Annotated in this window: 10 protein-coding genes and 1 CRISPR repeat array (1 of these 11 only partly in view); all 10 genes read left to right on the top strand. The window is 28.3% G+C overall.

The window, feature by feature from the left end:
- The first annotated feature begins 261 nt into the window (after positions 1-261).
- The 10 genes from H0I27_RS12820 to cas2 all read left to right on the top strand — a co-directional run bounded on the left by H0I27_RS12820 (position 262) and on the right by cas2 (position 15,246).
- Positions 262-720 carry a helix-turn-helix domain-containing protein gene (locus H0I27_RS12820; RefSeq protein ID WP_218761396.1) on the top strand — a complete coding sequence of 153 codons (459 nt, stop codon included), beginning with the start codon at positions 262-264 and terminating at the stop codon, positions 718-720.
- Positions 666-1,514: an IS3 family transposase gene (locus H0I27_RS12815; RefSeq protein ID WP_254712881.1), complete on the top strand. Its 849-nt coding sequence runs from the start codon at positions 666-668 to the stop codon at positions 1,512-1,514. Before H0I27_RS12820 ends, H0I27_RS12815 begins: the two co-directional genes overlap by 55 nt.
- Positions 1,515-1,632: 118 nt before the next feature.
- On the top strand, positions 1,633-2,631 hold the full coding sequence (locus H0I27_RS12810; protein WP_218731064.1) for a hypothetical protein: 999 nt from the start codon (positions 1,633-1,635) through the stop codon (positions 2,629-2,631).
- 3 nt (positions 2,632-2,634) lie between these two features.
- Positions 2,635-3,459 carry a Hachiman antiphage defense system protein HamA gene (locus tag H0I27_RS12805; RefSeq protein ID WP_218731063.1) on the top strand — a complete coding sequence of 275 codons (825 nt, stop codon included), beginning with the start codon at positions 2,635-2,637 and terminating at the stop codon, positions 3,457-3,459.
- Complete coding sequence (locus H0I27_RS12800) at positions 3,452-6,898, top strand: DEAD/DEAH box helicase (RefSeq protein WP_218731062.1); 3,447 nt, start codon at positions 3,452-3,454, stop codon at positions 6,896-6,898. Before H0I27_RS12805 ends, H0I27_RS12800 begins: the two co-directional genes overlap by 8 nt.
- Positions 6,899-7,043: 145 nt before the next feature.
- Positions 7,044-8,207, top strand: a complete 1,164-nt coding sequence (locus H0I27_RS12795; protein ID WP_218731061.1) for an RES domain-containing protein — start codon at positions 7,044-7,046, stop codon at positions 8,205-8,207.
- Positions 8,208-8,274: 67 nt separating this feature from the next.
- A complete protein-coding gene (locus H0I27_RS12790; RefSeq protein ID WP_218731060.1) occupies positions 8,275-8,862 on the top strand; it encodes an SOS response-associated peptidase in 588 nt (195 codons plus the stop codon).
- A 545-nt stretch (positions 8,863-9,407) separates the two neighbouring features.
- Positions 9,408-14,018 carry a type II CRISPR RNA-guided endonuclease Cas9 gene (gene cas9 / locus H0I27_RS12785; protein ID WP_218731059.1) on the top strand — a complete coding sequence of 1,537 codons (4,611 nt, stop codon included), beginning with the start codon at positions 9,408-9,410 and terminating at the stop codon, positions 14,016-14,018.
- Positions 14,015-14,902: a type II CRISPR-associated endonuclease Cas1 gene (cas1, locus tag H0I27_RS12780; RefSeq protein WP_218731058.1), complete on the top strand. Its 888-nt coding sequence runs from the start codon at positions 14,015-14,017 to the stop codon at positions 14,900-14,902. The genes cas9 and cas1 overlap by 4 nt, the downstream gene beginning before the upstream one ends.
- 5 nt (positions 14,903-14,907) lie before the next feature.
- Positions 14,908-15,246 carry a CRISPR-associated endonuclease Cas2 gene (gene cas2 / locus H0I27_RS12775; RefSeq protein WP_218731057.1) on the top strand — a complete coding sequence of 113 codons (339 nt, stop codon included), beginning with the start codon at positions 14,908-14,910 and terminating at the stop codon, positions 15,244-15,246.
- Between the two features lie 114 nt (positions 15,247-15,360).
- A CRISPR array of direct repeats spans positions 15,361-17,213; the repeat unit is 46 nt; unit sequence CTTGTGATTGCTCACGTAAAAATACAATTTGAAATCAATTCACAAC (it continues 1,462 nt past the right edge of the window).

Genomic DNA, 17,213 nt, shown 5'->3' with positions numbered 1-17,213 from the left:
TGTTATAGTTTTGAAGTCAAAGTTATATGAAATATTTGAATCAGTAAAGTGAAATAAAACGCATCACAACACCGTGTAAAATTTATTGCTTTTTAAGGTTTTTCTGGCGAAAAATCTCGCAAGCGTAAAAGTCTGTAATTATTGGTTATTTTTAGCTAAATTTACGCAACAAACCTTACACAACAACGTTAGCTGTAATTAGAGAAATGTACTTTCCTGAAATAGGTTGACTAAAAATTAAACACTTAATTATAGTCACTTATGAAAGCTCAAAAACAACCCTGGCGAAAAAAAACGTACGAAAAAGCAACTTTAGAACTCAAATTATTCGTCGTTGACCAAATTCAGAATGGACAGATTTCCACAAACTTTGCTTCCAAAAAATATGATGTTCCTAGAACTACAATTGGGTATTGGATCAAAAAATATAGTACTTTAGTCCAACAAAATACAGGTATGAGTAAATTAGATGAGATTAAAAAACTAAAGGAACGTATTGAAGAATTGGAGTTTGTAAAGGAATTTCAACAAGATATTATTGCTGACATGGAAATCATTACTGGAGTCGATTTGTCAAAAAAGTCGTTGCCCAAAACATTAGCGAAAGAGATAGAACTAAAAAAGAAAAACCGTTTAAAAGAAAATGGTTCTATGAGTGTTTTGGGATTAGTAAACAAGCCTTCTACAAAAGACTCAAAACCCAAGAAAACAAACGACTAAACGATGAAAAAGTCATCGCAATGATACAAGAATATCGAAAATTAGTTGGTATGAGAACTGGCGGAATTAAGTTATATGATGAACTTAAACAAGACTTTATAAAACAAGGTATTAAAATCGGTAGAGACAAGTTGTACGATGTGTTAAGGCTTCATAATTTACTTGTTCCTAAGCTTAAAAACTATGTAACAACAACAAATTCTAATCATCAATTTAGAAAATATAAAAACCTAATTAAAGACCAAGTTCCTACTCGACCAGAACAACTATGGGTAAGCGATATAACATACATTAAAACAGACAATGGACACAATTACCTAGCAATCGTTACAGATGCATATTCTAAACAAATTATGGGCTATAAATTAGATAACAACATGAAGACATCACTTTGTTCAGAAGCGCTAGAAATGGCTATTAAAAATAGAAAATACCCTGATAAAAAATTAATACATCATTCTGACAGAGGTTTTCAATACTGTAACCCCAAATACACAGCATTTGCAGAAGAAAATGGCATAATGATGAGCATGACAGAACAATATGATCCTTATGAAAACGCAATTGCAGAGCGAATTAATAGAACTTTAAAATATGAATATGGACTTAGAAATTGCATTAAAAACACTGCCATTGCTCAAGAAGTAACAAAACAAGCAGTATATATTTACAACAATTTAAGAACCCATTTTAGCTTAGAATTAAGAAAGCCAGCTGAAGTACATTTAAATCCAAACATCAAATACAAATCATATCGAAGAAATAATGTAAATTTGACTGAACTAACAATTTGAAAACAAAACTAGTTCAAATTATTTTTTGCCTTCTAAACGGCTAAAAAAATCTTTTGAACGGTATAAATTAACCTAAAAAAAGGTCAACCTATATCAGTATAATACAAAAATTCCGAATATGACAGAAAAACATTGGACTGAACCAAACGGAATTTTCATTATAAATATTCCTGCGAATTGGCAATACAAAAATGCAGTATTCGAACATATTGAAGAAAAATCACCATACAGTTTTGAACAATATGAAAATTCTACTGGATGTTTTCAATTAAGTTGCTATCCTTTATCAGAAAGAGGTGTCAATCCGAATTTCCCTATTCAAAAAAGTGATTCTAAAATTAATTGGCTAGAATCAAGAATGGATGATGAAGAGTTTGATATGTATTTGTGGCACGCTCAAGTTGATGACCAATTTTGTATGGCTAAATGTATTTATTCTGCAAAAGACCGAAAAACTTCTAAAGTAAAAAAATTAGTCAAAAAATCTAGAAAGGCTTTGGAGAGTTTAAGAGTAGTACCTGTGGATGACAGAAGCTATGCAATTGCCTTGAACAAATATGATAATTTTAACGGCTCGTTAGCAAGTTCTTATGACTTAAGAGAAAGAGCGTTAGAATCAAAATCTCATATAGAAATTATTGCAATCGTTTCAAATCAAATTGATGCCTATCTAAGAATTTCTATTGTGCTTAAAAAACAATTAGAAGAAAAGACCAACAATATTCAAATTAAATACCTTTTTCAAGAAGAAAATGAAAGAGGCATAATGGAAAGAACTATTTACAAAGAAGCAAAATCATTAAATATTATATCAGAAGAAATATTTAACGAGTTAAATTTACTTTACGATATGAGAAATAGAGTAATACATCGTTACATAATAAGCTATATAAAAACAATAGACATTGCAGAGAGTGCTGTAAGTTATTTATTTCTTTGTGAAAAAATTAGAGAAATATTAAAGTCTATAGAAGAAGAACAAATCGATAATAAAATCGGAATCTATGGAAAAGGTTATTTAAAGAATTATGAAGTTACATTAGAAGACCAAAGAATTGCTTGGTCTATGGCAAATGACAAACATTTATTAAAATATTTACAGAGAAAAATAGAATAACAAATGATAAACAATTGGTTAGAACACAACGAGCAGGTTCCTAGTTATTCTTTTAGGTCTGTTTATGTAAGTGAAAAAGCAAAACCTGATAACGAGACGATAAAATATTTACAAGAACAGATAATTACATCATATCGAAATATTGATTTTTATAAATATAAACTAGAAGGATCTTCAGAAGCTGAAATTAGAAGTTATGTTTTGAACCAAGTAATTCCTGGAGACAATTCTAACTTTGACAAAGCTGTTAGACAAGGAGATTGGGGAGAAATTTTATCAGCATTAATCGTTGCGTATTTTCAAAAATTGGTAATCCCTATTAATAAACTCCAATGGAAAGTAAATAAAGATAAAGCTGTATTTGGCACTGATTTATTTGCATATAATAAAGGAGACTCAATAACTGATTTATATTATTATGAAATAAAAACTAAGCTTGACCCAAGGAAAAAGTTAGGAAAATCTCCCAATAGGTCTTATATAACTGTTGTTGCACACAATAGTTTATTAAAAGACGAAAACTCTCCCACTGAAGCAATCGCAGAATTTTTTGAAAGATTATTTTTCGAAAAAAGAAATTTTGATGAAGCAAAAAAATTCAAAGACATGGTTAAAAACCCACAGAATTATAAACGTAATTTTGAAATGTTTTTCATAATTGACAAAGACAATTTTGACATGAAAATTCTTGATGAATTAAATGTTCTACCATCTCAATTAGATCCATTAAAAGTAACATTAATATTTATTGAAGATTTACAAAATTTAGTTCAAAATACTTGGGATGATATAGAATCTGCATTAGTAAAACTTCTTAAAGATGAGTGAAAACATACTAAGTAAGAGTGACTACATTACAGAAACTGAATCTGACATTGAAGAACTGTTAAAAGATACTTTATTAAGTAATTACAAAAATCAAATTTTTGCTTGGAAATTAAATGCTGAATTTAAGAGAAGCTATAAAGAAAGCTTTTTATATAATAGAGCATTGTTTTTATCTTCCAATTCTTGTTTGTTGATTAATAATGAAGGAAATGGAAAAATCGCAATTTCAGGCTTAAAAGAAAGTGCTGAGATTTATGAATATTTAAGTGATTTAAGCGACATTAATGAAAAATATGATAGAGAGTACTTGATGTTGAAATCTGCATTATGCTATGACCTATCTGGCTATCAAGCAAATGCATTTTGTGTTGCGAGTAGATTAGATTCTTTAGTTTTAAAATCTGAAGCTGAATTAATCAATGTTGAAATCGACAATCTAATTATTGAGCAAATAATTTTAATTTTATTAAAAAAAATACCTTTAGCTCAAAGTAAACTTCAACTTTATAAGAATGATGATTTAGGTTTTTTATTATTTAAAAAAGCACTTAGCAGTTGGTATAGTTATATTTTAAAACTAGATGAGAGTAACTTTATCAGCCAATTTGATGATGCGTATAAGTATTTTTTAAACATTGGTAACACGTATTTATCACACCTGATTTTTTTATTAAAAACAAGGGTTGTATTATTTGAAAATCGCTCAATCTTTAATAATCTTAATCAATATGAATTTATTGAAAGTAGTAAAAATTGGAGGAAATACATTAAGCTACTCGCTTATGACTATTATGCTAATAATAGAATAAAGGAAATTGATAAACGAAAATCAATTTTCGAATTATGGACTTCGCAATTGAGAGCTATAGAAGGTGGTTTAATTGCAAAAGATGAAAATTTTGTAATACAAATGCCAACAAGTGCTGGTAAGACTTTTATAGCAGAATTATCAATTTTAAAATATTTGATAAAGTACCCAAAGAAGAAATGTATTTACATTGCTCCTTTTAGAGCGCTTACTAGTGAAAAAGAGATTGAGTTAGCTAAATATTTTTCCAAAATGGGATATTCGGTTTCTGCTTTATCAGGTAGTTATGAAGTTGATGAATTTCAGGATTTAATATTATCAGAAACAGATATATTAATTGCTACACCTGAAAAAATTGATTTGCTACTTAGATTAAATCCAGACTTCTTCAATGATATCTCATTTATGGTTGTAGACGAAGGCCATATAATAGGTGATTATAGCACAAGAGCAACATTATTAGAGTTTTTAATAATTAGATTAAAAATAAAAATCCCTGAATTAAAGACGTTATTCATTTCTGCGGTTATGCCAAGTGAAAACGCAAATGAATATGCCATTTGGTTAAGTGGTAAAAAGGAAAATGTTTTAAGGTCACTCTTACATAAAGAGAGCCCAATAAATGAAGAATGGGAACCTACAAGAAAATTAATTAGCTATTTCGAATGGGAAGGAAAGAAAGGAAATATTACATTTCAAAATGTTATTAGAGAAGATGAAGAAACTAAAATTAAATATGGAGCAAAATTATATTCTTTCATCGTAGAAAAGGAATTCTCTAATCGTTTTCCATTAAAAAATAATAAGCCTCAATCGGCTGCAACATTGGCTTATAAACTTTCTGAAGAAGGAAATACACTTGTCTTTTGTGCTCAAGTACCAAGAATAAAATCCGTTGCAACAGCTTTTTTGAAATTATTATCAAATATTGAAAAAGAGCAAAGGCCCTCAAGGTTTATTGAAAATGAGACTAAGGAATCATCTTATTACGCTGATATATGGTATGGAAACGATTCATATATAACTCAATCTATAAATTTAGGAATTGGAATTCATTATGGTGACATGCCTGAACAAGTTAGAAACGCTGTCGAAAGTGATTTTAGAAAAGGACTTTTAACTGTATTACTTTCTACAAATACGATAGGTCAGGGTTTAAATTTTCCTATAAAAAACTTAATATTTTACGAGACTCAAATAGGAAGAAATCTTGAAACTGAAGAAAATATTTATATTCAAAAAAGAGATTTCTGGAATATCGTTGGAAGGGCTGGAAGAGCGGGAAAAGAAACTGAAGGTAATATAGTATTTATAATAAATTCACCTACTGACAGGAGAAAATATAAAGAGTTTATTAATAAAGATAATATCGAAAATGCAAATAGTCTCTTCTTTTCTTTAGCTGATGCACTTTTAGATGGAAGAATCTCTGAAACAAAGCAAGATGATTTATTATCAATTCTATCCGAAACATATCTGTTAGATTTAATGACTGAAGAAATCATAGGGACAGATTACCAAGAAGTTATTGAAAAAATAATTAGCAATAGCTTGTTTAAAGTACAGTTGGATAAAAGAGATTTCGATAGTGAGCCCTTAAAAAAGGGGTTTACTAAAATTTTTAAATCAATTGAAGTAAAAGCAACATTTAAACAATTACAAACTTTTAAAACAACAGGTTTATCTCTTAAAAGTAACCTTGTAATAGATGAATATATAGATAATAACAAAGATTCTTTAAAGGAGTTTGTTAATGAAGATAATTATCTAAGTATAATCAATAGTTTTTTAAAATTATTGTCAGAAAATGATATTGATGAAATGCATGATTATAAATTAGACAAATTTGTAATTAAACCTTCTGATTTTTATGACACAATCGAAGACTGGGTAATTGGAAAATCAATTAATGAGATATTAGAAAAATGGCAAATAAAGGAAATGGAGATTGCACAATTTCACATTTTTGTATCTAAGGCTTTATATTATTTATATCCTTGGGGAATATCTTCTTTCATATCTATTTTGGGATTTAAACTCAATAAAAAGGTTAATGAACTTCCTGAAAACATAAAAAGCCTCTCTAGTTATTTAAAATTTGGATTGAATGAGCCTTCAAGTTGCTTGTGTAGGTCACTTGGTATCAAAGGAAGAGAAGTTTCAAAGTTTTTATATGACTCGTCAAATAAATTAGAAGGCAAGGAATTTATTGTTTGGCTATCCAACTTAACTAGTTTGGAAATTGACACGTTTGTTCTTTCAGATTTTGATAAGCAAAATATTAGAAATGTTTCATTAAAATTAACACCTAATAGCTACAGAGAAATACCTGAATCTTTCAGTTTTAAAATAAACGGAACCTCATTTAATGATAGAATGAGTGATAACTCTAAATTAGTAAGTATTAATGACTATTTGACTTACAAACGACATGAAGAAAATGAATATGATCCTTATGCCATTTTAGTTTATAATGAAGGCAAAGAATTAGGTTATATTCCAAGAGAATATGCTAAACTACTTTCTGCAGAAATTGAAATTGAAGAAAGTAAATACGATATTAGGGTAATAAATATTTTTACATTCGAAAATTATAATGAAATAGAAGTAGAAATGAATAAAAACAGCTAACAATGTATATAAAAAATAGGCGAAACAGTACTGAAATTAAAGCTTTTGACTTGTTGCAAATAGAGTGCTTAACCGAAAGGATTATGTATAGTAATCACCTACTTTTCATATACTAACCGTTACCTGCCATTAGAAAAATCTGCCAATGATAGAGAAAATAACAAAGAACAAAGATAATTTAGGAGAGCCTGATTTGCACCCAATTGAAAAAATTATTGAAAAATTAAATTATTTTCGTTCATTTTTTGGAAAAATACAAGACTTATCTGATGAGGAATTTGATAATTTAAGGAATGAAATTTCAAAGTTTTTTACACTAAAAGTTGGTTCTCATAATGATGAACCACCAAATAGACTTGTCAGAATATCAAACAACAATAGAATTCTTGAAGCTCAAGGTAAAGAGTTAAGTTATTTTACAGACATATCTCAATTATTAGCACCACCAATTGAATACTGCAATTTTGGAAGGTGTAATATCCCAAAACAACAAGTTTTATACTGTGCTACTTCAGAAGCTGGAGCATATTGGGAAATCAAACCGCAAAATGGAGATGTAATAACAGTCTCTCATTTTGAATTAAAACCGAACACAAAAGTTAATTCTTTCATTGTAAAAAAAGATGTAACCGAGAACCCTGAAATTAAAAGTAAACTTCACGAAGTTTATTATTTACTTGAAGAATTCTTTGAAGAAATTTACAGTCTTCGTGTTTCTCGAGATAGACCAAGAGATTATTTATTTAGCGGACAAATATCATCCGACCAACTATTTTATCCAGTCGTATCTGAATTAAATTTCGATGCAATATTGTATCCAAGTGTCCAACGAAAAAAGCACGGTTGGAATGTAGCTATCCGAAATGAATTAATATTAGAACGCTATAATTTAATCGGAGTTGAGACACGATTTATTCTTGACGAATATGCGGAACTTGACCACACATCAGAAGAAGTTACAACTGACCAAATTGTAGGCTCTTTTGGAACGGAAGCATTTGATTTAGAAAACGGAAAAATACTTTATGACAAAGAAAAGGCAGATAAGCTATTTAAGTTATTCAGAGAAATGCAAATAGGAGAAGGAAAACAAGTTCGTTATGAACACGAAGGTTACCCAAAAAACCTTTTATTTAACTGTACGCCAGAAAATCACAAAAAGGAAAGCAAAATTACTTCAATCAAAAAAATTGGTAGAAATGAGAAAATAAACATAGTTTACCAAAACGGAAAAAGAATTGATAATATCAAATATAAAAAAGTGAAATCCGATATAGAATTAGGTAAATGTAAAATAACGAAATACTAAATAACGGCAGGTAACAAAGTACTGTGGTAAAAAACAAGTAAAAACTCATTAATTTTTAAAAATTATTATGTGCTACCACTTTAAACAAACCAAAACTATTAAAGATCTTGAAAAAAAATTCAAAGCTAAAATTGATTCAAGCGAAACGTTAAAACTATCAGCAGATATAAATGGATTCAATTACCCAAAAACACCTATAATTACAAATTTAGATTCCTCTAAAATTCAACTATTTAATTGGGGATTAGTACCAGATTGGGCAAATGAAGATTGGAGAAGAAATTACACTTTAAATGCACGTATAGAAACCTTATCAGAAAAACCTGCATTTAAAAACTATATGGAAAATAGATGTATCATTTTGGTAGATGGATTTTATGAATGGAAGCATAAAGGAAAAGAAAAAATAAAATTTGATATTGGTTTTAATAATCAGCTATTTGCTTTTGCAGGTTTATATTTAAATAACACATACACCATAGTAACTACCGAAGCTAAAGGTATAATGAGAGAAATTCACAACACAAAATTAAGAATGCCTTTTAGTTTAAAAACGGACGATGATTTTAAAAAATGGTTGAATATGGAAGAAGTTAATCCTCAATATGATTTTACTACAAACCAAATAGGGTTTTCTCAACCAACTTTGTTTTAAAAAATAACTACTTAATTTGTAATTATTTTGGATTAACTAAACTGACTTATGGATTTTGTTTTATGACTATTATTAATATCTTAAAAAAATGAGTTTTACGGTTGATTCGAGAAATTATAAGGTCACAATAACCTATTAATTAAGATTTTAGTTAATTATATAGATATATATTAGTTCGTTTACTTCTTTTTATAAGCTATGAATAAGAAAAGCCTTTCAGATAGATGATCGTATCAAGTTTATAAATTTAACAAAAATTCATTTTTTTACACTTTCAGGCTCTGTTTTAATTAAATAGTGTACCGAAATGTGAACTCTGATTTATAATAATTTTCTTTTCAAAAAAACAATAATTGTAATACAAAAAAGAAAGCGACAACCGAAGTTGCCGCTTTAAATGTTTTCACAACGGAATAATCCTTATTGTGAATTGATTTCAAATTGTTCTACAAATATAACTTAAAAAAAACAAAACATTATACGGCTTTCCGTAATACGGTCTAATTTTTTTATTATAAATTTAAACTTGTAATAAAAAAGAGATTATGAAAAAGATATTAGGATTAGACCTTGGAACAAACTCTATAGGTTGGGCTTTAACTTCACAAGATTTTGAGAATAAAAAAGGAGAAATAAATGGATTGGGAAGTAGGATTATTCCTATGTCTCAAGATATTTTAGGTAAATTTGATTCAGGTCAATCTCATTCTCAAACAGCAAATAGAACAAGTTATAGAGGAGTTAGAAGGCTTTATCAAAGAAATTTATTAAGAAGAGAAAGACTGCATAGAGTTTTAAATGTTTTAAATTTTTTACCAAAACATTATAAAGAATCTATTGATTTTGAAAAGCATTTTGGGCAATTTAAAAATAATACGGAAGTAAAACTTAACTATAGTAAAAATAGTGAAGGAAAACATGAATTTATTTTCATGGACTCTTTTAACGAAATGGTTACTGAATTTAAAGAAGCTAGAAAAGAAACTAAAATACCTTTAGATTGGACGATATACTATTTACGTAAAAAAGCATTAACACATAAAATAACCAAACAAGAATTAGCTTGGGTGCTTTTAAACTTTAATCAGAAAAGGGGATATTATCAATTACGAGGGGAGGAGGAAGATGAAAGTCAAACAAATAAAAAGGAATATTACTCTTTAAAGGTAAAGGAGGTTATAGCTACAGAAGATAAAAATGCAAGAGGAATCTGGTATCATGTAATATTAGAAAATGATTGGATTTATAAAAGACAAAGTAAGGAGTCTTTAGGAAATTGGTTAGGTAAAACTAAAGAATTTATCGTAACCACTCAGTTAGAAAAAGACGGAACAGATAAATTAGACAAAGAAGGTAATATACGTAGAAGTTTTAGTGCTGTAGATTCCGAAAAAGATTGGATTGCCATCAAAAAGAAAACAGAGCAAGATATCGAGCAAAGCACTAAAACTGTTGGACAATATATTTACGAAACACTACTAGATAATCCATCTCAAAAAATTAGAGGGAAACTTGTTAAAACAATTGAAAGAAAGTTTTATAAAGAAGAATTACAAGCTATATTAAAAACACAAATACAATTTCATCCCGAATTAAAAGATAGAGAATTATACAAAGTTTGTGTAAATGAATTATACCCAAGAAATGAAGGGCATCAAAATAATATAAAAGATAATGGGTTTAATTATCTCTTTATTGATGATATAATTTTTTATCAAAGACCTTTAAAAAGTAAGAAATCTACCATTTCAGATTGCCCTTATGAAGAAAGAGTATTTATAAAAGATGGAGTTAGAAATATACAAAAGATAAAATGTATAGCTAAATCACATCCTTTATTTCAAGAATTTAGGTTGTGGCAATTTTTGAAAAATTTAAAAATTCATCAAAAAGAAAATGTAGATAATGGTAAATTTGATGAAGATATAACAGGTCTTATTTTTAAAACTGATAATGATTGGGTTTTATTATTTGATTTTTTAAATGATAAAAAAGAAGTTGAACAGAAACATATTATTGATTTTTTAGTTGAGAATAAAAAGATAGCAAAAAGTGATAAGAAAAATTATCGATGGAATTATGTAGAAGATAAGAAGTATCCTGCAAATGAAACTAGAGCTTCTTTTTTATCGAGATTAAAGAAAGTAAAGAATGAAAACAGAACTTATTTTTTGTCAAAAGAGATAGAGATTGCTTTGTGGCACATTATTTATTCTGTAAAAGATAAAAAAGAATATGAATTGGCTATTAAAACTTTTGCTTTAAAAAATAATTTAGATAAAGATACGTTCGTAGATGCTTTTATAAAATATCCTCCTTTTAAAAATGATTATGGAGCCTATTCAGAAAAAGCAATTAAAAAGATATTGCCTTTAATGAGAATGGGTAAATATTGGGATGAAACTAAAATTTCTGATGATGTAAAAAATAGAATTTTACAAATACAAGAGCGTTTAGAAAGTATAAATTATGACAAAGAAGTGTTTAAAGGTGATAAAAAAGACCGATTAAAAACGATTGCAGATGATGAAATTCCTAAACAGTTTATAAAAAGCTTTATAAATTATAAAGATAAAAACCCTTTAAAAGGCTTAAATACGTATCAAGCTTGTTATGCAATTTATGAGCGTCACTCTGAATCTGGTATAATTAAACCATGGAAATCTCCAAACGATATAGATACTTATCTAAATGAGTTTAAACAGCATAGTTTAAGAAACCCAATTGTAGAACAAGTTGTTACAGAAACTTTAAGAGTAGTAAGGGATATTTGGAAACATTATGGAAAAGGTGAAACCGATTTTTTTAATGAAATTCATGTTGAATTAGGTCGAGAAATGAAAAATTCTAGTGAAAAGCGTAAAGCAATGTCATCTAGAAATATAGAAAATGAAAATACAAATGAAAGAATAAAATCTTTATTAGAAGAACTTAAAAATGATACAAGTGATGATGTAAGACCTTATTCTCCAAGTCATCAAGAAATTTTAAAAATTTACGAAGAAGGTGTTTATCAAAATCCAGAAGTTTCTTTTCTTCAAGTTAAAGAAGATGATATAGATAAAATTAGAAGAAGTAGTTCTCCAACAAAATCTGAAATTAATAAGTATAAGTTATGGTTAGAACAAGGGTATATTTCTCCTTATACAGGTAAAATAATTCCTTTAAGTAAGTTATTTTCTATTGATTATCAAATAGAACATATAATTCCACAATCTCGTTATTTTGATAATTCAATGACAAATAAAATAATTTGTGAGAGTGAAGTAAATCAATTAAAAGACAATAAAACAGCCTATGAGTTTTTAAAAGGAGAAGGAGGTAGAGTTGTTTCTTTAAGTGATGGTAACACCGTCACTTTATTTAATATTGATAAATATGAAAAACATTGCAAGCAATATTTTAAAAAAAATAGAACAAAACTAAATAATTTATTATCAGAAGATATTCCCGAAGGTTTTATTAATAGGCAACTTAATGATAGTAGATATATAAGTAAAATTATTAAAACGCTTTTAAGTAATATTGTTAGAGAGGACGGAGAAAAAGAAGCTACAACAAAACGTCTAGTGCCAGTTACAGGCTCAATTACCTCTAGGTTAAAGCAAGATTGGGGTCTAAATGATAAGTGGAATGAAATTGTTGCTCCTAGATTTATGAGATTAAATGAATTGACAAACTCTAAAGATTTTGGGGAATGGGATTCAAAAATAAATGCTTTTAGAACAAAAGTTCCTGATGAAATTTCAAGAGGTTTTAGTAAAAAAAGAATAGATCATAGACACCATGCTTTAGATGCTTTAATTATAGCTTGTTGTACAAAGAAGCATACAAATTATTTAGGTTCTTTAAATTCTGAAAGAGAAAATTACGGTTTAAAAGAGAGTTTGTTAATAAAGAATAAACAAGGAGATTTTACGAAACACTTTCAATTACCTTGGGTAAATTTCTCTACAGAAGCTAAGGAGGACCTAGAAAAGACAATTATCAGTTTTAAGCAAAATTTAAGAATAATAAATAAAACGAATAATAAAACTTGGCAATGGGAACCGCAAAGTGATGGAACTTTTAAAAAAATATTAAAAAAACAAAAAGATTCCACAAACTCGACTAATAAAACAAATTGGGCTATTAGAAAGCCAATGCATAAAGAAACAGTATCTGGTGCTGTTAAAATAAAAAAGATAAAAAAAGGATTTAGTAATATTACTAATTATTTAGATAAGTCAGATTTAATTGTAGATAAATCAATTAAAAGAAAAGTTAAGAGTTTATTGACTCTCTTTGACAATGATTTAAAGAAAGTTAGAAAATATCTGAAGGAAACACCTCTTTTAATTGAAGGAAAAGAAATTACTAAAACAAAAGTATTTGAATGGTCTGAAAATGCAACTGCTACTAGAGTTGCTTTAAATGAAAAGTTTACTAGAAAACAGCTTGAATCTATTACAGATGGAGGTATCATAACTATTTTAGAAAGACATTTAAAAAATTATATAGATGACAACCAAAAAGAACGATTTGATTTAGCTTTTAGCCCAGATGGAATAGATGCTTTAAATAAAAATATAAAAGTATTAAATAATGGTAAAAATCATTATCCAATTTATAAAGTACGTTTATATGAAGAAGGGAGTAAGTTTAGTATTGGAGAAAGTGGTGCTAAAGCAAATAAGTTTGTAGAAGCTGCCAAGGGAACAAATTTATTCTTTGCAATTTATTATGATGAAGAAAAGAAAAAAAGAGTATTTGAAACCATTCCTTTAAACGAGGTTATAGCACATCAAAAGCAAACTGCATCATTTCCCAAAGAAAAACGAATACTTATACAGCCAAGTAATATAAAAGGGGACTTTTTATTTACTCTTTCTCCTAATGATTTGGTCTATGTTCCAACAGATGAAGAATTAGAAAATAAAGCGTTAGTAGATTTTAATAACCTTTCTAATGAACAAGTTTCTAGAATTTATAAGATGGTAAGTAGTTCAAATTCTCAATGTTTTTTTATAAGAAATGATATCTCGAAACCTATTTATAATAAAAAAGAGTTTTCTGTTAAAAATAAAATGGAAAAGGATATTGAAGACAGAATGATAAAGGATAGATGTTGGAGATTAAACATAAATAGAATTGGAAATATAAATACTCAAATATGATAAAAAGAACCATTTATATCGGTAATCCATCTTATTTAAAATTAAAACAAAAACAATTAGTGGTTCAAGAGCCAGAAACAAAAGAAATTAAAGGAACTGTACCTATAGAAGATATTGCTTTGTTAATGTTGGATCATTACCAGATAACAATTTCTAATCAATTATTAATAAAGCTACAAGGTAACAACGTTGCTGTAATTAGTTGTGATGAGCATCATTTACCTTTTGGCATGATGTTACCAATGTATGGTCATTCAGAATACTCTGAGAGAATTAAATATCAATTAGCAGCATCAGAACCTTTAAAAAAACAACTTTGGAAACAAACAGTTGAGCAAAAAATAGAAAATCAAAAAGCCCTTTTAGATTTAAATAATAAGGTTTCGGAGCCTTTAGCTGAATATAAACTACATGTGAAAAGTGGAGATACTTCAAATAGAGAAGGTATTGCTGCTCAATTTTATTGGAAACATTTATTTGAAAATTTTTCTAGAGAACGTTACGGAGAAGAACCTAATAATTTATTGAATTTTGGGTATGCAGTTTTAAGAAGTATCGTAGCTAGAGCTTTAGTAAGTAGCGGACTATTGCCTGTTTTAGGAGTTTTTCATAGAAATAAGTATAATTCCTATTTTTTAGCAGATGATATTATGGAGCCTTATAGGCCTTTTGTAGATAAGTTAGTTTACAATTATATAGCAAATAACAATAATTATGAGCTAAATAAAGATGCTAAAGCAACTATTTTAACAATTGCAACACAAGATGTTTTTATTGATGGAGTTGTAAGACCTTTATTTATTGCAGTTTCTACAACAACAGCTAGCTTGTATAAATGTTTTACAGGAGAGTTAAGGCAAATAAAATACCCCGAACTAGATTAATAAAAATGTCATCAAAAAGATATAATGCTTATAGAGTTATGTGGGTTTTAGTATTTTTTGATTTACCAACAGAAACCAAGAGAGAAAGAAAGGTTGCAGGTCAATTTCGTAAAAAATTAATTGACGATGGGTTTACTATGTTTCAATTTTCTATTTATTTAAGACATTGTCCTAGTAGAGAAAATGCTAAAGTCCATACTAAAAGGGTGAAAATGAGTTTACCCAAACATGGTAAAGTGTGTATTTTAGAAATTACAGACAAACAATTTGGTAATATGGAATTATTTCATGGGATAAAAGAAGTTGACTTACCGCAACCTACGCAGCAATTGCAGTTATTTTAAAATAGGATGAAAAAAATCTAGGTAAAAGATATTAATCTTATTTAGATAACAGAATTTTGTAATCTAAAAAAGGAATCCCAAAGTATTAATTTTACTCAATATTTTGGGATTGACCTTGTGATTGCTCACGTAAAAATACAATTTGAAATCAATTCACAACAGTAAATTAAAAAAATAAATAAATAGAAATCTTGTGATTGCTCACGTAAAAATACAATTTGAAATCAATTCACAACAGTGAAAGTATAGAGATGTTAGATACTACTCTTGTGATTGCTCACGTAAAAATACAATTTGAAATCAATTCACAACAGAGCAGCCTTTAGCGTTAATATATGGTGACTTGTGATTGCTCACGTAAAAATACAATTTGAAATCAATTCACAACAATGGAGATGAAGTATTAATAAGAGAATATCTTGTGATTGCTCACGTAAAAATACAATTTGAAATCAATTCACAACTCTAAACCAATTGTTAAATTATCTAGTGCTCTTGTGATTGCTCACGTAAAAATACAATTTGAAATCAATTCACAACTTATTTGTGCAAAGGGCATATACAAGTGCTCTTGTGATTGCTCACGTAAAAATACAATTTGAAATCAATTCACAACTAAACATTAGATTCATATTAGTCACACTACCTTGTGATTGCTCACGTAAAAATACAATTTGAAATCAATTCACAACTGATGAATTAAACATCCAATCAAATATTCTCTTGTGATTGCTCACGTAAAAATACAATTTGAAATCAATTCACAACATGAGAATTTAGAAGGATTAACAATACTGGCTTGTGATTGCTCACGTAAAAATACAATTTGAAATCAATTCACAACTAAAGTTAATTGCTTCTCCAATGTTAGAAACTTGTGATTGCTCACGTAAAAATACAATTTGAAATCAATTCACAACAGCGAAAGTATAGAAATGTTAGACACTACTCTTGTGATTGCTCACGTAAAAATACAATTTGAAATCAATTCACAACGAGCGTCTAGCGTTGTATCTGCAAAGATATCTTGTGATTGCTCACGTAAAAATACAATTTGAAATCAATTCACAACGTAGGTGTTAATAGTTCAAGTGGTTTTAGTCTTGTGATTGCTCACGTAAAAATACAATTTGAAATCAATTCACAACGGTGTATTATCTACTGCAACAAATGACGCTCTTGTGATTGCTCACGTAAAAATACAATTTGAAATCAATTCACAACAGGAGTATGTTCATGTTATTATATACACTTACTTGTGATTGCTCACGTAAAAATACAATTTGAAATCAATTCACAACAACGGTCAGCCTAAAGATGGAGTTCATCAACTTGTGATTGCTCACGTAAAAATACAATTTGAAATCAATTCACAACTGCATTACTAATATAGTAGGTGTAACAGATCTTGTGATTGCTCACGTAAAAATACAATTTGAAATCAATTCACAACGATAGTATGTTCATGTTATTATATACACTTCTTGTGATTGCTCACGTAAAAATACAATTTGAAATCAATTCACAACGAGGAAGCGATAAACCAAGTTTTTGGATAACTTGTGATTGCTCACGTAAAAATACAATTTGAAATCAATTCACAACTCATCTCGCTTCATTCTTTTAAATGCAAATCTTGTGATTGCTCACGTAAAAATACAATTTGAAATCAATTCACAACCCCCTAGTTATTGCAGGACACCTATTACCTCTTGTGATTGCTCACGTAAAAATACAATTTGAAATCAATTCACAACGCCATCCATCTATTATAGAAATCAATTATTCTTGTGATTGCTCACGTAAAAATACAATTTGAAATCAATTCACAACAGCGGTGGTGGTACATACGTATTTGAAATACTTGTGATTGCTCACGTAAAAATACAATTTGAAATCAATTCACAACATTGTCCTCTTGTTCCTTTTCATACTTATCCTTGTGATTGCTCACGTAAAAATACAAT

Source organism: Polaribacter sp. HaHaR_3_91, assembly GCF_019278525.1.
Classification (GTDB): domain Bacteria; phylum Bacteroidota; class Bacteroidia; order Flavobacteriales; family Flavobacteriaceae; genus Polaribacter.
Note: the sequence above shows the minus strand (reverse complement) of the source record. Positions and strands in the feature narration are given on the sequence as shown.